The following is a 21795-nucleotide window of genomic DNA, read 5'->3' on the forward strand; positions in this document are numbered from 1 at the left end:
AACTATTCTCAAAACCTTAAAATAATCTTAATTATAATTTATATCAAATCTAAATAAGGAATCTAATTTCAATTTCCTGTTAAAATGTTATTTTTGTAAAATAAATAATCAGATTATGAGATTTTTAAGATTAGCACAGCCATTAGTATCAGCTCTTTTATTTTGTTTAACTACAATAAAAACAGGAGCTCAAAATTCGAATTTAACACTTAATCAGGATCCAAAATTCGAACAATTACTGACAGAAAAAAGAAAATCAAACCCTAATTTATCTTATAATGACAGGTACAAAATTCAAATATTCAACGGTGTAAGTGAAACTGCCAAAAAAACTTTGTCAGAATTTAAACAAGAATTCAAAGACCTCGACGGAACAATTATTTTCAATACACCTAATTATAAAGTTTGGGTTGGAAATTTCAGAACTAGAATGGAAGCCGAACGAAATCTTATTGATATTAAAAAAAGATATAAAAACGTTTTTTTAATAAAGCCTAGCAAATAAATTTTTAAACACTGAACTATATTAAAACCTAAGCTGTTTTGTAAGTTTTTTAATGATTTACAGACTAAATTTAGAAGCAACCTGTGATATAAACTCATTGAAATCTATTACAGAATTCTCATTCGCATCATCAGAAATAGTACAGATAATCACAAAAGGAATATTATATTCAAAACATACCTGAACCACAACTGATCCTTCTATACTACACACAAAACATCTGGAAAGACAGCTAGAATATTTTCTTATTCAAGATTACTAAAAAGAATTGATTCCAGCTTATATTTTATCCAACCATTACTTTATGAATTATCAATGGAAAATCTTTCTGTTGTTTTAAAGAAACTAAATCAATCAGGTTTCCATTTAACTAACTCACCAATCCTTTCTACTTTAATTATCCAAAACTTCTTTTGGAAGAAAGAGTTCACTTATGCCTAAGAACGGGATTTCAATTTATTTGATTATAGGACGGGCATCCAAATCATGCTGCACAAGGCTATTCGCAACAACAATATCACCGATATTTAAGTCTCCTCTACTGCACTGGCAACTCCTGTAAATAAAAATTCAGTTATTCCGAATTCTGCAATCAAGTGAGTTAGAAGCAACATTGACCACCTTGAAAACACTACTATAGCTTCAAAATTACTTATCGTGCCTATGGAATAAGTTCACATTCCTTTAACAATTTCCTTTTTATCTGCAAGGAGAGTGACAATGCCATTAATTTCTTTAGGCATTAATCCGTCTTTTATTCATAACAAAAACCATTTAAACAATAAATCACAAACCATCATTGATAAGACATTTGCTTTTAAAACTTTTAATTTCAACACACTCAAAGTATAAAAAAAATGGCACACAGATGACTCGGATTGAATGGATTTTGCACAGATTCCAATTAAATTCTTAACGGAGTTATTAAAAAACCCATCCTAATCTGTTTAATCCTTGGGATACGTGCAAATTTAACTGTTTTGCAAAATGACAAAGTAATATTTATTTTTTAAAAGCGAATACCTTGCATCATTGTGAAAACATTTAACAATAACAACAAAGAAGCTTTAAAATTAATCCCAGCGCAACAATTCACTTGCAAGAGCAATAATCATATAAAAAAACACCTTATATTACTGCTCTCAATTAAACAATCAACCCCTAAGTAAAACGACATCCTAAACAAAAAAAAATCCCAACGAATTGGGATTTTAAATCATATAACAACTGAATATTACTTCAATTTCTTTTTGATAGCCACTTCGTGGTAAGCTTCAATAACATCTCTTTCTTCGATGTCATTATAGCCTTTTATCTGAATACCGCAATCGTAGCCTTTGGTAACTTCTTTTACATCGTCTTTGAAACGTTTCAATGCAATTAATTCACCTTCATGAACTACTACGCCGTCTCTAACAATTCTAATTTTACCATTTCTGGTAATTTTACCATCCGTAACCATACAGCCGGCAATTGTACCCACTTTAGAAATTTTGAACAATTCTCTGATTTCAGCAGTACCAAGAACTTCCTCTTTCATTTCTGGAGCTAACATTCCTTCCATCGCATCTTTCAAATCATCGATAGCAGCATAGATAATAGAATAATAACGGATATCGATTTCTTCTTTATCAGCTAATTGTCTAGCATTTCCAGCAGGACGAACGTTAAATCCTATAATAATCGCATCAGAAGCAGAAGCTAACATAACGTCAGATTCTGTAATTGCTCCAACACCTTTATGAATAATATTGATCTGGATTTCTTCGGTTGATAATTTAGAGAACGAATCAGACAAGGCTTCTACAGAACCATCCACGTCACCTTTAAGAATAATGTTCAACTCTTTAAACTGACCTAATGCGATTCTACGTCCAATCTCGTCTAATGTAATGTGACGCTGTGTACGTACTGATTGTTCACGCATTAATTGAGAACGTTTCGCAGCAATTTGTTTTGCCTCTTTTTCATCTTCAAAAATATTGAACTTATCACCAGCTGTAGGAGCCCCATCAAGTCCTAAAACCGAAACAGGAGTAGAAGGCCCTGCTATAGTAACAGTTTTACCTCTTTCATCGTGCATCGCTTTAATTTTTCCATGATGCTTTCCTGCCAGCATATAATCACCAATTTTAAGAGTACCATGCTGTACTAAAATTGTAGAAACATAACCTTTACCTTTATCCAAGAAAGCTTCCACAACTGTACCCTGCGCAGCTTTATTTGGATTTGCTTTCAGATCTAAAATTTCAGCTTCTAACAATACTTTTTCCAATAATTCTTTAACACCTGTACCAATTTTTGCAGAAATATCATGAGATTGAATTTTTCCACCCCAATCTTCTACAAGTAAATTCATACCTGCCAAACGTTCTTTAATTTTTTCAACGTTAGCATTTGGCTTATCGATTTTATTGATTGCAAATATAATCGGAACACCAGCCGCCTGAGCATGAGAAATAGCCTCTTTGGTCTGTGGCATGATATCATCATCCGCAGCTACCACAATAATAGCAATATCGGTAACTTGAGCTCCACGGGCACGCATCGCAGTAAACGCTTCGTGACCTGGTGTATCAAGGAACGCAATTTTTTGTCCGTTATCCAATGTTACTCCATAAGCTCCAATGTGCTGTGTAATACCACCTGACTCACCTGCAATAACATTTTCTTTACGAATATAATCCAGCAAAGATGTTTTACCGTGGTCAACATGTCCCATTACAGTAACAATTGGTGCTCTGGTAACTAAATCTTCCTCTTTATCTTCTACTACCTCAATAGCTTCTTCGATATCTACTGTTATAAATTCAACGTCATAACCAAACTCATCAGCAACAATTGTCAATGTTTCAGCATCCAGACGCTGATTCATCGTAACCATTATTCCAAGAGACATACAAGTTCCAATCACTTTTGTAATCGGCACATCCATCATTATTGCAATTTCACCTACAGTAACAAACTCAGTAACTTTAATCGTTTTACTTCCTTCATCCAAAGCTCTTTGCTCGTCATCAGATTTTTGACGATGCGTATCTCTTTTATCTCTTCTATATTTCGCCGCTTTAGACTTCCCTCCTTTACCTTGAAGTTTCTCTAAAGTTTCGCGAATTTGATTTTTAACTTCTTCTTCTGTTGGCTCAACTTTTGCAACAATTGCAGGTCTATTGCCTTTTACAAATCCAGGTCTTGCACTTCTGTTTGCATTAAAACCTCCTCCACCTGTATTCGGAGTAATCTTATTAGGATTTGGCACTCCAGGAACACCAGGAGCTGCAGGAGATTTTGGAGCTCCCGGTTTAGGAGCAATTCTCTTGCGTTTATTTTTATTCGCATTATTAGCACCAGCAACTCCAGAAGTACCAGGCTTGTTAGGCGTAATTTTTGGATCTTCTTTTTTCTTCTTCGGTTTGTTAAACTGAGACAAGTCAATCACTTGACCGGTTAGAGTTGCACCAGAAAGTTTTTGGTATTGTGTAGCAATTGATTCTTCAACTGGAGCTTCATTAGTAGTGCTTACTGCCTTTTTCTCTACTACAGCTTCAGGCTGTTTATCGGCACTTTTAACTTCCTTGAATTTAGGTTTTTCAACAGCCTCATTTTCTTGAACTTTAGGTATCTCTTTTATGATTTTTTCTACTACTGGCTGTTTTATTTCTACAGGTTCAGCAGTAACTTTTTTCACATCTTCTTTAGAAACAGGTGCTTCATTTGAAGTTATATCTACAGGAGTAATTACTTTTTCAGCAACAATAGGTTCAGGAGCAGGAGCGGCTTTTTTAGGATTAAGATCAATTTTACCAACTTGAACCGGCCCAGACAATGTAGCCCTGGCTTTAATAACTTCTTGTTGTTTCAAACGCTCTTCCTCTAGTTTGCGTTTATCTTCAACTTCTTTTTCACGCTCAATACGCAATGCCTCTTTTTCTTTTCTTTTCTCTTCACCTACTTCCTTGGAAGCTTCTTTATTCCCCTTGTCGCCTGCAAACTGACTTTGTAGGATATTAAATTCATTGTCAGAAATTTTAGCATTTGGATTTGCCTCAATAGCAATTCCCTTATCCTTAAGATAATCCACAGCTCTTTCTAACGAAATATTTAATTCCCTTAAAACCTTGTTTATTCTAATAATTCTCTCTTCAGACATAAAATCTTTTTATTTTTACCTTATTCGTTGTTCCATTTTTACCTTACATTAAAAATAGAAATTTATTTTATATGAGGAATTAACAGTCTGTTAACTATCAAATTCTTCATTTAATATTCTAATTACATCTAAAATCGTTTCCTCTTCTAGGTCAGTTCTTCTAACTAAATCTTCAACATCGTGTTTCAAAATACTTTTAGCAGTATCCAAACCAATTTTTGCAAATTCTTCTATAACCCATTCTTCGATCTCATCTGAGAACTCAGTTAATTCAACATCATCATCATCAGCTGTAGTTCCGGCAACATCACCTTCACGAATTACATCTAATTCATAACCTGTTAACTGTCCAGCCAAACGAATGTTATGACCTCCTCTACCAATTGCTTTAGAAACTTCTTCTAATTTCAAAAACACTTCGGCTCTTTTAGCTTCTTCATTAATTTTGATAGAAGAAACTTTCGCAGGACTTAACGCTCTGGTAATATACAATTGAACATTGCTTGTATAGTTAATCACATCAATATTTTCATTTCCTAATTCACGAACAATTCCGTGAATACGAGATCCTTTCATACCAACACAAGCTCCAACTGGATCGATACGGTCATCATAAGAATCTACAGCTACTTTTGCTTTTTCACCAGGAATTCTCACTACATTTTTAACCATAATTAAACCATCAAAAACTTCTGGAATTTCTTGTTCAAATAATTTTTCCAAGAACTTATCTGAAGTTCTGGACATAATAATCTGAGGTTTGTTTCCTTTTAGTTCAACACTTTCAATTATACCTCTAACATTATCTCCTTTACGGAAAAAATCAGAAGGAATTTGTTTTTCTTTCGGCAAAATGATTTCGTTTCCGTCATCATCCACCAAAATTACAACTCTTGGACGAACATGATGCACTTCTGCAGTATAAATATCACCAATAATATCCTTAAATTGCTTGTAAAGATTCGTATTATCGTGTTCGTGTATTTTTGATATTAAATTTTGTCTTAAAGCCAATATCGCTCTTCTTCCTAAATCTATCAATTTAACTTCTTCTGAAACTTCCTCTCCAATTTCGAAATCGGCTTCGATTTTTCTAGCTTCAGTTAATGTAATTTCTTCATTTTCAAAATCCAAATCCTCGTCAGCAACGATTACTCTTCTTCTCCAAATCTCCATATCTCCTTTGTCAGGATTTATGATGATGTCAAAATTATCATCTGAACCGTATTTTTTTTTCAATGCATTTCTAAATACATCTTCCAAAATTGCCATAAGCGTTACACGATCAATAAGTTTATCATCTTTAAACTCTGAAAATGAATCGATTAATGCTAAATTTTCCATGCGAATTCTTTAAATTAAAATGTTACTGTAACAACTGCTTCTTTAATATCTGCGTAAGGTATCTGCAATTCCTTTTGAACCGTCTCTTTTCCCTTACCCACTTTTTTGGCTTCTCTGGCTTTCCAAGACAAAATTATAAAAAGATCATTAGCTTCAACTAATTCTGCCTCAATATTTTCTTGATTGGTTTTAACAATTAATGTTCTGCCAATATTCTTTTTATACTGCCTAACTAATTTTAAAGGAGAACCTACTCCTACCGAAGCTACTTCTAATGAGAAATCCTGTTCTTCTCTGTCTAAGTTACCCTCAACAGCACGACTTATATCAATACAGTCCTGCAAAACCACTCCATTATCCCCATCAATCCCAATAATAATTTTAAAACTATCCGTTACAGTCAAGTCAATTAAAAAAATAGATGGTTTTTCCAGAAGAACCTCTTCTAATACCTGCTTTACTTTCTCTTTAAATGTCATATCTTTATAAAAAGAGGGGACGTTAGTCCCCTCATTATTTAAACTTTACTAAATAACGGTGCAAATATAGTGTTTTTTTTAAATCAAAAAAATTGATTACTATTAAAAAATAATATATCTTTAATCTATCAATTAACAAATAATTTATACTTAAACAAACCCCAATTACAATGAAAAAAATTCTTATCCCAACTGATTTTTCAAAATATGCTGATGAAGCTATAGAAGTTGGCGCACAAATTGCAAAAAAAAACAACAGCGAAATTGTCTTAATTCACATGCTGGAACTACCTACACACATGAATGACGCCATATCCGGCGAAACAAGCATCCCGGAAATTATGCTATTCAAACGCAAAGCAGAAGAAACTCTAAAAAGCATAAAAAACCGTCCATATCTAGACGGAATAGCAGTAACCGAAGTAGTTAGACTCGATGGTGCTTACAAAGGAATCAACAACTACATTAAACAAAACAGCGATTTTGACTTAATTGTAATGGGATCTCACGGAGCAACCGGTCTTAATGAAATCTTAGTAGGTTCTAATACCGAAAAAGTCGTAAGACAATCTGAAGTTCCAGTTTTAGTAATCAAAAACAAACTAGAAAACTTCAAAGCAGCAAACATCATTTTCGCTTCAGATTTCTCTAACGAAATCAAAAAACCTTTCAAAAAGGTTATTGAATTTGCTAAAATATTTGAAGCAAAATTAAACCTTGTAATGATCTGCACTCCAAACAGCTTCAAAAGCACTTCGGCTGCACGCAAAATCATAAACGAATTCGTTGCTGAATTTGATATGCCAGAGTATACTTTTGAAACATACAACGAAAGCAACATTGAAAAAGGAATCATAAATTACTCTAATGAAAACAATGGAGACATAATTGCTTTCTGCACACACGGAAGAACTGCATTAAACCATTTCTTCACTGGAAGCATTTCTGAAGATCTAGTAAATCACTCTCAAAAGCCAGTATTAACTTTTAGAGTATAATTTTAAAAAAGAAAGCCTCTCCAAAAAAAAGAGAGGCTTTACTTTTCAAACGCATACAGTTTAAAATTATTTCATAAAAAAAGCCTCTCGATTGAGAGGCTTTTTTTGTTGGTCTACTAGGACTCGAACCTAGAAAGACTGCACCAAAAACAGTTGTGTTACCATTACACCATAGACCAGCTTTACTGCGAGCATTTCTGCTTAGCGAGTGCAAATTTAGAACAAATTCCTAGTTGTGCAAACTTTTTTTGCCTTTTTCTTTAAAAAAATCGAAACAAATTTCAATTTAAAAATCAAAATATGATTAAAACATTGAATTACAAAGCATTTACCAAAATGATTATTTTCAATAAAATTATAATAATGCGACTTCACTTTAAAAAAAAAAACATTTTCTTTGTATCACTTTTTAAAACATGTAAAAAAAACAGAAGACGAGTATATGACATCATTCAATTTCAACAAATGGAATACCATTACAGGTTGGTTTGCCTTTTCAATCGCTTTAATAACTTATACGCTTACTGTTGAGCCTACCATGAGCTTTTGGGATTGTGGAGAATATATTGCTACTGCTGCAAAACTAGAGGTTGGGCATCCGCCAGGAGCACCTTTGTTCCAAATGATTGGTGCTTTCTTTGCAATGTTTGCTTTAGACAAAGAACATATTGCATTGATGGTAAACATGACATCTGTATTTTCAAGTGCTTTCACCATATTATTTATGTTTTGGTCATCAACTATAATTTTGAAAAAAGTTATAAGTCAGTATACCGAAATAAACAGCAGTAATGCTATTGTAATACTTGGAAGTTCTTTAGTAGGTTCGCTTGCTTATACTTTTTCGGACAGTTTTTGGTTTAATGCAGTAGAAGCTGAAGTTTATGCAATGGCCAGTTTATTAATTTCTCTGCTTTTATGGCTAGGATTACGCTGGGAACAGGATATGGATACTCCTAGAGGTCATAAATGGTTATTGTTAATTTCGCTTGTAGTTGGATTATCATTTGGAGTGCACTTCATGGCCTTGTTAACTATTCCTGCTATTGGATTTTTATATTATTTTAAAAACTACAAAGTAGTAACAGTAAAAAATTTCATAATTGCCAACATTGTAGTTGTTTCTGTTTTACTTTTCATCTTCAAATTATTATTACCTTTAACAATGGCTTTCTTTGGTAAAACCGAAGTCTTCATGGTTAATTCAATGGGACTGCCTTTTAACTCAGGAACTATTTTTGTAACACTGCTTCTAATAGCTTTCTTCTATTTTGGATTGAATTATACCCGCAGTAAAGGATTAGTACACTATAACACTCTTATTCTTTGTATTCTTTTCATTCTTATAGGATTTTCAACATGGCTGATGTTGCCAATTCGTGCCAATTCTGAAACTGTCATCAATGAAAACAAACCATCTGATGCTGCCGAAGTTTTAGCATATTACAACAGAGAGCAATACGGAGTTAACCCATTATTTTATGGTCCTCAATACACCGAGGCTTTTACAGGATTAGACCCTGAAACTCCATATTTAGACAAAGCTCCTAACTACGAGAGAGATTACAAAACCGGCAAATATGTTATTGTAAACAATTACAAGAATGCCGAACAAAATTCAGACAACAGCCAAAAAACCATTCTTCCAAGAATGTGGAGCACAGAACATATTGAAAACTATATTAACTTCACACATCCGCCGGCATTTAGAATAAATCCAAACCATGATTATGATGAAGATCTTGTAAAATATGGATTGGATCCAAGCAAATTAAGTGAAGAAGATTACAACAAAGCAGTTGCACAATTAAAAAATGAAACTGAAAAAACGGTATCTGAGTTCAGACAGGCTTATGCTCAAAAACAAATTGACAATGAAGGATATGTTGCTTTTCTAAAACACTATAGCGACTATTTAATTATAGAAAAACCAACCACTGCAGACAACTTCAGCTTTATGTTCGAATACCAATTTGGATACATGTACTGGAGGTATTTAATGTGGAATTTTGTTGGAAGACAAAACGACGAACAGGGCAGATATGACTATCTTGACGGAAACTGGATAAGCGGTATTCCATTTGTAGACAATTTACACTTAGTTTCTCAAGACAATTTACCAAAAGATACTTTAAACAATAAAGGAAGAAACGTATATTTCTTTTTACCATTTATACTTGGGTTAATTGGAATTATGCATCATGCGAGCAAAGACAGAAAAAGCTTTTATGTTTTATTAGCACTTTTCCTTTTTATGGGAATTGCGTTAAAAATATACCTGAACGAAAGACCATTTGAACCGCGCGAAAGAGACTATGCCTTAGTAGGATCATTTTACGTATTTGCCATTTGGATAGGTTTTGGCGTATATTCATTATATGAAAGTTTTCAAAAATACCTTTCTCCAAAAATTGCAGGTCCTGTATTCATAGGAGCTTCATTATTGGCAGCACCAGTATTAATGGCTTATCAAAACTGGGATGATCACGACCGTTCAGGGAAATACACAGCAACCGCTATGGCAAAAGCCTATTTAGAATCATGTGATCCAAATGCTATTTTATTTACCATTGGAGATAACGACACATTTCCTCTTTGGTATGCTCAGGAAATAGAAGGCATCCGTACCGATATTAAAATTGTAAATACAAGTTTATTTATGACAGATTGGTACATTGATCAAATGAAGAGAAAAGCATATCAATCCAATGCTCTGCCAATTTCATTTACACATAATGAATATGTGGGAGATAAACTTGACTATGTAGCACATATTCAAAAAACCGAAAGCCGCTGGGATTTACCCGCTTTTATAAAATTCATAAAAGACCCTAGATCTACTGTAGAAATGCAAAATGGACAAACCATACATTTTTATCCGACTAATAAAATCAGAATTCCTATTAATAAAGCCAACATTATAAAGAACAAAATTGTCAATCCAAAATTATACGATTCAATTGTTCCTTATATTGATATTGATATAAAAGGAAGTGCCATCTACAAAAACAGACTGATGATGCTTGACCTTATCAACAACAACAACTGGAAAAGACCTGTTTATTTTAGCGGAGGCGCATTTGATGCAGAAGATTATTTATGGATGAAAGATTATCTTCAATTAGAAGGTATGGTTTATAAATTAGTTCCAATAAAAACAGCATTCACTGAAGATTCTGGTCAAATGGATATGGGACGAATTGACACTGAAAACATGTATGCCAAAGTAATGGCGTGGGATTGGGGGAACAGCGACAGTGACAAAATATATCATGATCCAGAAACGCGCAGAGAAAGTCTTACTTACCGAATGAATTTGGCCCGATTGATGAAACAGCTGATCGCTGAAGGAAAAATTGACAAAGCCAAAAAAATCATTGAGTTAGCAATGACAAAAATGCCTTTGGAAAAATTTGGATATTACTCCTTAGTTGAACCATTTGCTAAAGGTTACTATGATGTTGGAGAAAAGGCTAAAGCACATGATTTATTAGAAAAATTGATAAACAAATATCGCGAAAACCTTAATTATTATGCAAAATTAGCTCCTTCAGAACAATCTGATGTAAGTATTGAAATCATTACCGACATAGAGCGTTACAGAAGCTTATTAACAGTTATGCAGGAAAGTAAAGATCAGGCATATTACAATTCAAGCAAAAAAACATTTAACACTTATATTGAAATATTTGCCCGATTTGGACGCAAAAAAGAATAGCTATCTGATATAAATCAAAAACAATTAAAATGTAGTGCAACTAAAAAAGGCACTACATTTTTTTTGCTTAAAATTGAATTTAATTGTACTATTGGATTATGAAATTCTATTGGATTAAGACAAATACGTTTATAAAAAAAATATTCTCCAATTTTACATGGGATATTCCCAATGCAGAGAATAAAATCTACCTCACTTTTGACGACGGGCCAACTCCTGAAGTAACTGAATGGGTTTTGGAAGAACTAAAAAAGCATCAGGCAAAAGCAACATTTTTTTGCATTGGAAAGAATATAGAAAACAGCCCAGGTTTATTTCAAAAAGTAATCAATGAAGGTCATGCAATAGGAAATCACACTTTTAATCATTTTAATGGCTGGAAAACAAGTTCTAATGATTATGTAAAAAACACTTTCCTATGCCAAGCTGAAATCAACAGATTAAACACAGCAAACAACAAGCTGTTTCGTCCGCCATACGGCAAAATAAAAAAATCACAATCTAAAGAATTGCGAAGACTGGGTTACAAAATAATCATGTGGAATGTCCTCAGTGCCGATTTTGACCAAACCATAACACCAGAAAAATGTCTTGAAAACGTACTCAAAAATACTGTTTCGGGAAGTATAATTATTTTCCACGACAGTGTAAAAGCTTATAAAAATCTGGAATATGTACTCCCTCGGTCATTACAAATCCTAAAAGAAAGAGGTTTTACATTTGACACAATCCATTAAAAAACAAGGATTATCTACAATTGTTCTTGTACAATTCCAATTAAAGTATTGGCATCAAGCTCGCCGGATTGTCTCCATATCATCATTCCTTCTTTATATATCATCAAGGTAGGCAAGCCTTTAATACGCAGTGCTTCGGCCAATTCTTGATTTTTATCTACATCTATCATGATAACTTTTACTTTATCTCCAAGCGCAGCTGCTACATCTTTTATTACAGGATGCATCGAAAGTGATGGTTCGTTCCAATCTGTGTAAAAATCTATCAACACAGGAACTTGTACATTTATAAGTTCTCCAAATTTTGACATAAAACCAAAATGTTAAATTTCTATTAGTTCCAAAAAGAGATATTTAGGTTACAAATTTAGCATTTTAAACCAATTATGCTAATTTTTCTCCTTTTATTAGTTGAATAACTGTAATCTCAGGCATAATCCCCACTCTGCCAGGATATGCATGAAAACCAAAACCTCTGTTTACATAAACGTATCTCCCTAAGTTTTCATATAATCCTGCCCATTGCTTATACACATATTGTGCCAGACTCCATTTGAAAACACCTGGAATTTCAATACCAAACTGCATTCCATGCGTATGACCGGACAATGTTAACTGAAAATGCTTATCATCATGCTGCACCACTTCGTTCCAGTGGCTTGGGTCATGGCTCATTAAAATTTTAAAATCCTCTTTGGTTAAATGCTGCGAAGCTTTCTTTAAATCTCCTGCCTGTTTAAAATTTCTGCCCCAGTTTTCTACTCCTACCAATGCAATTTTTTCTCCGTCTTTTTCAATAAAAGTATGCTCATTCAATAACAGCTGAAAACCAATATCTCCATACAATTTTTTGATTCCTTCAAAGTTTTCATCTTTAGCTTTCTGCGAAGGCCAGGTCACGTATTCTCCATAATCGTGGTTCCCAAGCACCGAAAATTTGCCATATTTATGCTCCTTAATTCTGTTGAAAGTCTCAATCCAAGGATGCATTTCTTTGGCATGCGTATTAACGATATCTCCTGTAAACAAAATCAAATCCGAATTCTGTTCATTAACCAAATCAATTGCGTAACTGATTTTCTCAGGATTATCAAAACTGCCGCTGTGCACATCAGAAATTTGAGTTATTGTAAAACCATCAAAAGCATCTGGCAGATCAGGGAAATGCACCGCTTGCTTTATGACTTTAAAATTATATTTCCCTTCAAATATTCCATAAATCAGCGACAGAAAAGGAATAGCTGCTAGGCCTAAACCAATTTGGCTTACAAATTTACGTCTCGAAGGCAAAAAATCAGCTTTGTTGTTATTATCGATAAAATAATTAACTGCACCTGCTGCTATACGAAACACATCTTCGCCCAAAAGAATAATCATTGTTACAATTTTTGGAACATAAACCAAAAGCAGCAGTCCCATGGTAAACATAGTCTGCTTAGTCTGCCCGACCGAACGGTCAAACTGTGTAAAAGAATAAAGGATAAAAGCAAAAAGAAGAAAACTTATTACTTGATAAGAAATCAGCATCCATCGCATCTTAATCAAAGTTTTGACAGCTTGGAATGCATAAAGCTCAATAATAAAAAGAACAGCTCCGAAAAAAAATAAACGTAGAATCATTATTTTAAAAAATTTTACACAAAGTAACAACTAATGAAAACGTTAAGGTTTTATATTATCATAATTTTAACGCAAAAAAAGGGAGTAAATTTCTTTATCCCCCTCTTTCCGTCTATTAAAACCAACTTTTAATGCTTTTTTAGTCAATGACCTAATAAACCACTGACTGAAAAAACAATTATTTTTTTGCAGTTGTAGTTTCGGCAGCTGTAGTTTTAGCAGCTTCAGCTTTGTGAGCTTTTTTGGTTTCTTTTTTAGCTTCTTTTTTAACCGCTTTTGTTTCTTTAGCCGGAGTAGTTTGAGCTGGTGCAGTTTGTGCACTTACCATAACTGTTGTTCCTAAAGCTACTGCCAATACCATCAATAATTTTTTCATGATCTTAAATTTTTAAAATTGTTAATTCGTTTATTAATTATAGGTCAAAGCTATGCATGCTAGATGAAGATTAGATGAAGTTTTGACCTGTCTGAAAAAATTAACATTTAATTAGATTTTGGCTCTTTTGCAAACAATAAAAGAAAAGTGGTACCAACATTTATTTCAGATGAAATTTCAATCGCAATATGGTGGAATTGAGCAATACTTTCAACAATTGCAAGCCCTAAACCCTGCCCTTCCTGATCTGTGCTCACTCTGGTAAATCGCTTAAAAACATTCTGCTGCTGTTTTTCATTCATTCCAATTCCTGAGTCAGATATTGATATAAAATATTTTCCATCCAAAAACCCATCAGCAATTTCAATTGTACCCAATGGCTTATTGTATTTGATGGCATTTACAATCAGATTATAAAAAAGAATATGCATTAAGGTTCTATTTCCTTTAAAATTAAAATGATGCTGTAGTTTTTTATCAAAAGACAATTCTTTATCATCAATTCTATCCTGTAAATCGCTTACCAAATCAGTAATTATTGCATCAAAATCAATCACTTCATTCGCTTCATACTGATTGTTTTCGATTTTTGAAATCAGTAGCAGATTAGCAATTATCTTTTTCAACAAATCCAATGTGCTTAATGAACTCACAATTTTGTCCACGGCACCATCATTCAAAGACTCGTTTTGAAGCAGATTCTCAAATTTGTTTTTCAATAATGCAATCGGAGTCAGCAGTTCATGAGAAACATTGCCTATAAACTGTTTTTCTTTCTTAAACAATTCACTGATTCTATCCATCATTTGGTTTAAAACCGTATCCAATTCCTGAAAATCCGTAGAATGTGTTTTTATCGGGGTGTGATCAAAAGCCTCGGGTTCGTTGACATGACGGATTTTAGTATCAATAATTTTATAAAAAGGCTTTAATAAATATTCGATATAAAAAGTATCAGCCACAAAAGTAATCACAACAATAACAATCAAAACCATTATAAAGAAAAGCCTAATTACGAAAGTCAGGTCATTAATTTCACTCAAACTGTTCCCTATTTCTAACAGATAATTTTCGTTTTCATACTTAAAATAATACTGAAGAATTCTATAGTCGTTGCTTTCTTCTTCAATAATTCTTGGTTCAGTAACAAAAAGCGTCTGATTTATTTTACCAGCGGAAGGCATTCTGGAAAGCACAAGAAACTCGCTGTGTAAAGTCGAAAAACTAGCATATGTTTCAGAAGTATCATTCCGAACTATGAAATCATTTATTTCCTCCTTATCTAAATGGTCAATGAATTTCTGCTTTTTCTCCAGCAGACTTTTATTAATATGATTGTAAACCACTTTTTCGACTAAGACAGGAAGCATCAGCCACAAAACCAATATCAGCAGTAAACGTGATAATGCATTAAAAATAGCCAGCTGATGTTTGATTTTCATACTTTAATAATTATGAGTTTCAGTTTTACATAAAGCTTATTGCTCAATGTCATTAAATTAAACTTAATTTCTTCTCGCAAAGACGCGAAGTCGCAAAGTTAGGATCAGATTTCTTTGCGTCTTAGCGTCTTTGCGAGATCTATCCTTTTACAAACTCTAGTAAGAAATCCTTAAGCCTAAAGCCAATTTAGACATTAATTCTATAACCAACATTTCTAACCGTTTCAAACCACTCAATTTTACTGTGCTTATCCAATTTCTTTCTAAGATTCCGAACATGAACATCAATAAAATTAGAATCCGAATTCACCTCCAGAATATCTCCCCAAATATGTTCAGTCAACTGCAGACGGGTTATAACCCGATTTTTATTCAAAACCAAATACTGAAAAATATCAAATTCCTTTTTGGTGAGATTAATTGGAATTTCGGCATAACTTACCTTGTAATCCTGCAGTTTCAGACTAAAACCATGAACATCCAGCTGATTCACCGTGTACCCGTGCATTCTGCGGATAATCGCAAACAAACGCGCACCCAATTCGGTCAAAGCAAAAGGTTTTGTCAAATAATCATCCGCACCAAGCTGTAATCCGTTTATGCGGTCTTCCAGTTCGCCTTGGGCAGTAATGATAATTACCGCAGCTTTAGACTCGGTTTTCCGAATCTCTTTCAAAATATCAAAACCGCTTCCGTCTGGCAGACCCAAATCCAAAAGCATAATATCATAATCGTTGCTGTTGATTTCTTCCAAAGCCTCTTCGCAATTCTTCGAAACTTTACAGATATAACCACTTCCCGAAAGATATTCTTTCACCTCTACAGCCAACTCGGGATTATCTTCAACAATTAGAATTTTCATAACAAAGCACAATTTACAACCATATTCTTTTAAAAATTTGATGTATCTAAAATACAAAAAAGCCAGTAAATGACTCTACTGACTTTGATAAAACAATTAACCCTTTTCTTTTGCTCCCATCCTCAATGCAGGCAAAACAAAAACATCAATTATTTTTTTGCATTAGAACTTGAGGCTTCGGGTGCTGCCATTTTTTGCTCTTTTTTAGCTTTGTTGTGTTTGTGGTGTTTTTTTGTTGTGATCTCCTTTGCCGAAGCTGCTTTTACATCTTTTGCAGGGAATGCCTGAACCATTGCACTTGTTCCTAAAACTGCTACTAATAACATCAATAAATTTCTCATGATTTCTAAAATTTAAATTATTAATTTTTTATTTATAGGTCAAATGTATAACCGCAAAATGAAGACAAAATGAAGATTTATCTTTCTCAAAAAGTTTAACTTTCCCTTAACGGATTTCGCTTTTCCTAATTTTTTTTTTGGAGCAGAACATTAGGTATTCTTATCAGCATTGTTCCCGCTCTCCGCTACAATCTTGTGTGCCGAACCCCGGCACACAAGGATTTTCACTGCGATCGGGGCTCAAAAGACAACATTTTGTTTTTATAAGACCAGCTATTACGACCATGAATTCCCCTCACTGTTTGTCATTCCGAGGCACGAGGAATCTCCATTAGAAGCTCGACAAAGATTGTGATACTTTTGATTGCGGAGTTACTTACGGAGATTCCTCGTGCCTCGGAATGACAATATTGCGCAAACTTCAATACTTTCAATTATAATTTTCAGCAACAAATTCGTTTTTAAAAGGCAATTCCCTATTTTTACAGACTAAATTTTTTTTATGTCAACCCAAAAACGTCTTTACCTTCTCGATGCTTACGCCTTAATATTTCGTGGTTATTTTGCCTTTATCAAAAACCCAAGAATCAATTCAAAAGGAATGGATACTTCGGCCATTATGGGGTTTATGAATGCCCTGATGGATGTAATCAAACGCGAAAAACCAGATCATTTAGCCGTAGCTTTTGACAAAGGCGGAAGCACTTACCGCTACGAAATGTATCAGGAATACAAGGCAAACCGTGACGAAACTCCCGAAGCTATCAAAATCGCAGTTCCTTACATTCAGGAATTATTAAAAGCAATGCACATTCCTATTATAGAAGTCCCTGGTTTCGAAGCCGATGATTTAATAGGAACCATAGCAAAACAGGCTGAAAAAGAAAACTACCAAGTGTATATGGTAACTCCTGATAAGGATTTTGCACAATTGGTTTCCGAAAATATTTTCATGTACAAGCCTGCTAGAATGGGTAACGATATCGAAATTTGGGGAATTCCGGAAGTATTGGCCAAATTTGAAATCGAGCGTCCCGAACAAGTAATTGATTTTCTCGGAATGATGGGCGACGCGGCCGATAATATTCCAGGCCTGCCGGGTGTTGGAGAAAAAACAGCCAAAAAATTCTTGGCCGAATATGGTTCCATGGAAAATCTTTTGGCCAACACGCATCAATTAAAAGGAGCGATAAAAGAAAAAATCGAAGCCAATGCCGAATTGGGATTATTGTCTAAAAAACTAGCGACTATCCTGCTCGACTGCCCTGTAACTTTCAACGAAACAGAGTATGAATTATCCAAACCCGATGTTGAAAAAACCGATGCGCTGTTTCAGGAACTGGAATTTCGCCAGATGAAGGCACAATTTGACAAATTGTACAATTTGGCGATTGAAGAAGAAAGCACAAGTCCTGAAACACCAGCTGCCAAAAAAGCGCCGGCAAAAAAATCCAACGAAGAACAATTTGATTTATTCGGTTTTTCTGAGGAAGAAACTGGTGAAGCACAACACAGTTCATTCTACGCAACTCTTGAAAATACCGAACATTTTTACCAGATTATTCAAGGCGATTTTGCTGTAAAATTGCTTCTGCAAAATTTACTTCAGCAGACTTCCGTATGTTTCGATACCGAAACTACAGGAATTGATGCCTTAAATGCCGAATTAGTCGGGATGTCATTCTCCTATGAAAAAGGAAAAGCTTTTTATGTTCCGTTTCCGGAAGACAGAGAAGAAGCTCAGACTTTGGCCGATAAATTCAAGCCTTTTTTCGAAAACGAAGCCATCGAAAAAATTGGCCAGAACGTAAAATACGATTTAAAGATTCTTTCGAATTATGGTGTTCAGATAAAAGGAAAGTTATTCGACACGATGATTGCACATTATCTGATCAATCCTGATATGCGTCATAACATGGATGTTTTATCAGAAACGTATTTGAAATATTCGCCAAAATCGATTGAAGATTTAATTGGTAAAAAAGGAAAAGGGCAAAAAACAATGCGCGAAGTACCATTGGAAGACATCAAAGAATACGCTGCCGAAGATGCTGACATCACCTATCAATTAAAGCAGAATTTCAGCCCGATTCTAGATAAAGCCGAAACCAAAAAACTTTTTGACGAAATCGAAATTCCATTGATTCCTGTTTTGGCTGCAATGGAACTGGAGGGAATTAATCTTGACGTTCCTTTCTTAAAATCAATGTCAATTGACATAGCTGCCGAAAGCAATGCTTTGGAACAAAAAATATATGAAACCGCCGGCGAAAAATTCAATCTGGCTTCGCCAAAACAATTAGGCGACATTTTATTCGATAAATTAAAAATTGGCGGAGCCAAACAAAAAAAAACCAAAACAGGCCAATACGCAACCGGCGAAGAAGTTTTGTCGTATTTAGCAAATGACAATGAAATTGTCCGCGATATTCTCGAATGGCGCCAAATGGTGAAACTGCAAAGCACTTATATTGATGCACTGCCTAATCAGGTTGATTCTAAAACAGGCCGTGTCCACACCGATTATATGCAGACAGTTGCTGCAACAGGACGTTTGAGTTCCAATAATCCAAACTTACAAAACATTCCAATCCGTACCGAAAGAGGCCGATTGATCCGAAAAGCGTTTATCGCCAGAGATGAAAATTACACTTTGGTTTCTGCGGATTACTCACAGATAGAATTACGCATCATTGCTGCTTTATCCGGTGAAGAAAACATGATTGCTGCTTTTCAAAACAACGAAGACATTCACCGAAGTACGGCCGCCAAAGTATTCAGCGTTCCTTTGGAAGAAGTAACCAAAGAACAAAGAAGCAATGCCAAAACCGTGAATTTCGGAATTATCTATGGGGTTTCTGCTTTTGGATTAAGTAATCAGACTTCGCTTTCGCGAAAAGAAAGTGCCGAACTGATTGATGCCTATTATGCTACTTATCCAAAACTGAAATCATACATGTCGAATCAGGTGGATTTTGCAAGAGAAAATGGGTATGTGCAGACGGTTTTAGGAAGAAGACGTTATTTAAAAGACATTAATTCTGCTAATATGATGGTGAAAAGCGGTGCCGAACGAAATGCCGTTAATGCACCGATTCAGGGTTCTGCCGCAGATATCATCAAAATTGCAATGATCAATATTCATAAAAAATTAGTTTCTGAAAACTGGAAATCAAAAATGTTACTGCAGGTACATGATGAGCTTGTGTTCGATGTTCACAACTCAGAACTCGAAAAAATCCAGCCGATGATTAAGCATGAAATGGAAAACGCCTTTAAAATGGATGTGCCACTGGATGTTGAAATTGGATTGGGTAAAAACTGGCTGGAAGCGCACTAGAAAAAGTAAGCAGAAAGCAGTTTTAAGTAATCAGAAAAAAATAAAAAGAGCAGAAATCGTTAGGTAAATAACCGTATCGATTTCTGCTCTTTTTATTTCTACTGCATTGAGATTATCAATTTTCTAGCCGAAATTTTTGTTGCTATTAAAGCGGGTTTAGTACTAAATTAAGCCCATTCCTCGGATTTTCCACTTGGGCGAACTGACGAAGCAAATCATCCAAATACAAGACCATTTTTAAATTAAGCCTGTTGGCAAATCAGTTGTATTACCTGTTACCCGCAGTGATTATTTCTTGATAAACTCTATTGAAAGATTATTTCCCCAAGGCATAGTTTTCAATACATTTTTTTTCTGATTCGGCTCAATTTGTAGCCATAATTCACTTTTTTTAATAGAGTCAAAATCTAGAATTAGTATTGGCGAATCGATTTCTTCAATTTTCCATTTTCCTTTACCGACATTATTGTATTGTTTAGATTTATATAGAGTAAAAGTCTCGTTGTCATAGATAATGAGAATATCTTTTTCTTTTCCGAGATTGTAGTTACCTACGATTTTATTTTCCAAATTTAGATGAAATATAGAAACTAGTACAAGATGAATCAATGGAAGTGCAAGAAAACCTAGTCCTATATAAAGTGTTTTATTTGTATTACCAATTCTAATTTTGAAAATACCACTAACAGTTAATATTGTACCTATTAAAGGGCTGATTATGTAAAGTGGGAATATCCAAAGTGCTTCCATATTTTATCATAGTATTTTTTGGCTTGTATCACTTCTAGTAACATGCTCAACAACAATGTATTAGCAATTAAATTAAGCCTTATTTTTGGATTCGCCAAAAGATCCCAAATACAAAACCATTTTCAAATTAAGTCAATTGCCCAAATCTTTTGTAGCAAGTTTTATAGGTTGTTTTTCTTTCTGTAATCTATAACACCTTTAATTGCCAATATACCGAATTTTTGATATCCTTCTATTAATCCATATTTTTTTATTAAGTAATCTTCTGGCATTTTAATCATTTCTTCAACAGCTTTCATAAACTTAGCATTTTTTTTTGATTCACTTTTTATTAAGCCATAGCTATCAGTTAATCCTCCATCTACGAGATATTTTTTACCGTTTATAAAAGTTATTGTTTTTCGACGAACCCTATTTGAGCCATAGATTTTACTTCTAACATAAACTGCATCATTTTCAAAATTCAATAATTCAGTTTTTGTTTCGATTAACTTGATTTTTGTTCCTGATAAATAAGCTAAACCAAATTTGTTAGCTTCGGACATTTTTGTTTGATCAAGTTCTGGAATAGAAACATAAATTGTGTCTTGAACTTTATGGTAAATACCGCTTAGAGCTATTCTGCCACACATATGCCTCATAACATTTTGAATGGTTACAATACTATCGTTTTCGAATTTGATTATGTGGGCAGTTCTCGTAGAGTTAGAAAATGATTTGTAAGAATCATTCTTTGTCTGCGAGCTTACAAAAATTGAAATCAGTAAAACAAATATTAAGATGATATTTTTCATGTAATTGATTTAAAAAGCTGCCAACTAGTTTATATACGCTACAAACCTTTACATATACACCCCAAATTGGATAAATCAACGAAAGTTTGTCTCGTTTTATTCTTTTCTCAAATATAGAAATTTAAAATTACAAACCTGCAAACGTAATTTTCTTCATTTAAGCTGTTTTTACACTCCGCCAGTAAAATAGGCATTCGAAGAAATTATAGTCTTCAGTGCGCATGATGCGAACTACCGCGTCCCTATTATAAGCTTCGAACAAACTGCCGTCTTTTTCGAATCAGCTTTTAAAACCTTTATAATGAATTATTCAGAATTTATTCGGTAATAGCAAACTTA

General features: G+C 34.0%; 17 protein-coding genes and 1 tRNA gene. 5 read left to right on the forward strand and 13 right to left on the reverse strand.

Annotated features, from left to right (window positions below; translation table 11 throughout):
* Nucleotides 1-115 precede the first annotated feature (115 nt).
* Nucleotides 116-505, forward strand: coding sequence for an SPOR domain-containing protein (locus OZP07_RS19340; RefSeq protein ID WP_194641912.1), 390 nt, complete (start codon nucleotides 116-118; stop codon nucleotides 503-505).
* 57 nt (nucleotides 506-562) lie between these two features.
* On the opposite strand, the gene OZP07_RS22285 is transcribed toward OZP07_RS19340, so the two are convergent.
* The 4 genes from OZP07_RS22285 to rimP form a co-directional block, all read right to left on the reverse strand.
* Nucleotides 563-718 carry a phosphorylase family protein gene (locus OZP07_RS22285; protein WP_432419541.1) on the reverse strand — a complete coding sequence of 52 codons (156 nt, stop codon included), beginning with the start codon at nucleotides 716-718 and terminating at the stop codon, nucleotides 563-565.
* Between the two features lie 1021 nt (nucleotides 719-1739).
* Complete coding sequence (gene infB, locus OZP07_RS19345; RefSeq protein ID WP_281636388.1) at nucleotides 1740-4655, reverse strand: translation initiation factor IF-2; 2916 nt, start codon at nucleotides 4653-4655, stop codon at nucleotides 1740-1742.
* 90 nt (nucleotides 4656-4745) lie between these two features.
* Nucleotides 4746-5999, reverse strand: coding sequence for a transcription termination factor NusA (nusA, locus tag OZP07_RS19350; protein WP_115811312.1), 1254 nt, complete (start codon nucleotides 5997-5999; stop codon nucleotides 4746-4748).
* Nucleotides 6000-6013: 14 nt separating this feature from the next.
* Nucleotides 6014-6478 (reverse strand): ribosome assembly cofactor RimP, encoded by a 465-nt coding sequence (rimP, locus tag OZP07_RS19355; protein WP_281636389.1) that lies wholly within the window; start codon nucleotides 6476-6478, stop codon nucleotides 6014-6016.
* A 170-nt stretch (nucleotides 6479-6648) separates the two neighbouring features.
* Here rimP and OZP07_RS19360 point away from each other — a divergent pair, with 170 nt between their 5' ends.
* Nucleotides 6649-7476, forward strand: a complete 828-nt coding sequence (locus OZP07_RS19360; protein ID WP_281636390.1) for a universal stress protein — start codon at nucleotides 6649-6651, stop codon at nucleotides 7474-7476.
* Nucleotides 7477-7584: 108 nt separating this feature from the next.
* Here the strand turns inward: OZP07_RS19360 and OZP07_RS19365 are convergent.
* A tRNA-Gln gene (locus OZP07_RS19365) sits at nucleotides 7585-7655 on the reverse strand.
* Between the two features lie 263 nt (nucleotides 7656-7918).
* Here OZP07_RS19365 and OZP07_RS19370 point away from each other — a divergent pair.
* Nucleotides 7919-11194: a glycosyltransferase family 117 protein gene (locus OZP07_RS19370; protein WP_281636391.1), complete on the forward strand. Its 3276-nt coding sequence runs from the start codon at nucleotides 7919-7921 to the stop codon at nucleotides 11192-11194.
* Between the two features lie 98 nt (nucleotides 11195-11292).
* On the forward strand, nucleotides 11293-11931 hold the full coding sequence (locus OZP07_RS19375; RefSeq protein WP_281636392.1) for a polysaccharide deacetylase family protein: 639 nt from the start codon (nucleotides 11293-11295) through the stop codon (nucleotides 11929-11931).
* 14 nt (nucleotides 11932-11945) lie between these two features.
* On the opposite strand, the gene OZP07_RS19380 is transcribed toward OZP07_RS19375, so the two are convergent.
* The 6 genes from OZP07_RS19380 to OZP07_RS19405 all read right to left on the reverse strand — a co-directional run bounded on the left by OZP07_RS19380 (nucleotide 11946) and on the right by OZP07_RS19405 (nucleotide 16572).
* A complete protein-coding gene (locus OZP07_RS19380) occupies nucleotides 11946-12242 on the reverse strand; it encodes a thioredoxin family protein (protein ID WP_194641919.1) in 297 nt (98 codons plus the stop codon).
* Nucleotides 12243-12315: 73 nt separating this feature from the next.
* Nucleotides 12316-13551: a metallophosphoesterase gene (locus OZP07_RS19385; protein WP_281636393.1), complete on the reverse strand. Its 1236-nt coding sequence runs from the start codon at nucleotides 13549-13551 to the stop codon at nucleotides 12316-12318.
* 178 nt (nucleotides 13552-13729) lie between these two features.
* Nucleotides 13730-13927, reverse strand: coding sequence for a hypothetical protein (locus tag OZP07_RS19390; RefSeq protein ID WP_194641921.1), 198 nt, complete (start codon nucleotides 13925-13927; stop codon nucleotides 13730-13732).
* A 107-nt stretch (nucleotides 13928-14034) separates the two neighbouring features.
* Nucleotides 14035-15369, reverse strand: coding sequence for a sensor histidine kinase (locus OZP07_RS19395; RefSeq protein WP_281636394.1), 1335 nt, complete (start codon nucleotides 15367-15369; stop codon nucleotides 14035-14037).
* 187 nt (nucleotides 15370-15556) lie between these two features.
* Complete coding sequence (locus OZP07_RS19400) at nucleotides 15557-16231, reverse strand: response regulator transcription factor (RefSeq protein ID WP_281636395.1); 675 nt, start codon at nucleotides 16229-16231, stop codon at nucleotides 15557-15559.
* A 149-nt stretch (nucleotides 16232-16380) separates the two neighbouring features.
* Nucleotides 16381-16572, reverse strand: coding sequence for a hypothetical protein (locus OZP07_RS19405; protein WP_194641923.1), 192 nt, complete (start codon nucleotides 16570-16572; stop codon nucleotides 16381-16383).
* Between the two features lie 502 nt (nucleotides 16573-17074).
* Here OZP07_RS19405 and polA point away from each other — a divergent pair.
* Nucleotides 17075-19912 (forward strand): DNA polymerase I, encoded by a 2838-nt coding sequence (polA, locus tag OZP07_RS19410; RefSeq protein WP_281636396.1) that lies wholly within the window; start codon nucleotides 17075-17077, stop codon nucleotides 19910-19912.
* Between the two features lie 288 nt (nucleotides 19913-20200).
* Here the strand turns inward: polA and OZP07_RS19415 are convergent, their stop codons facing one another.
* Together OZP07_RS19415 and OZP07_RS19420 are read right to left on the reverse strand one after the other, a co-directional pair.
* Nucleotides 20201-20662 carry a hypothetical protein gene (locus OZP07_RS19415; RefSeq protein ID WP_281636397.1) on the reverse strand — a complete coding sequence of 154 codons (462 nt, stop codon included), beginning with the start codon at nucleotides 20660-20662 and terminating at the stop codon, nucleotides 20201-20203.
* A 161-nt stretch (nucleotides 20663-20823) separates the two neighbouring features.
* On the reverse strand, nucleotides 20824-21456 hold the full coding sequence (locus tag OZP07_RS19420; RefSeq protein WP_281636398.1) for a hypothetical protein: 633 nt from the start codon (nucleotides 21454-21456) through the stop codon (nucleotides 20824-20826).
* Nucleotides 21457-21795: the final 339 nt, after the last annotated feature.

The sequence above is a fragment of the Flavobacterium marginilacus genome, assembly GCF_026870155.1.
Lineage (GTDB): Bacteria > Bacteroidota > Bacteroidia > Flavobacteriales > Flavobacteriaceae > Flavobacterium > Flavobacterium marginilacus.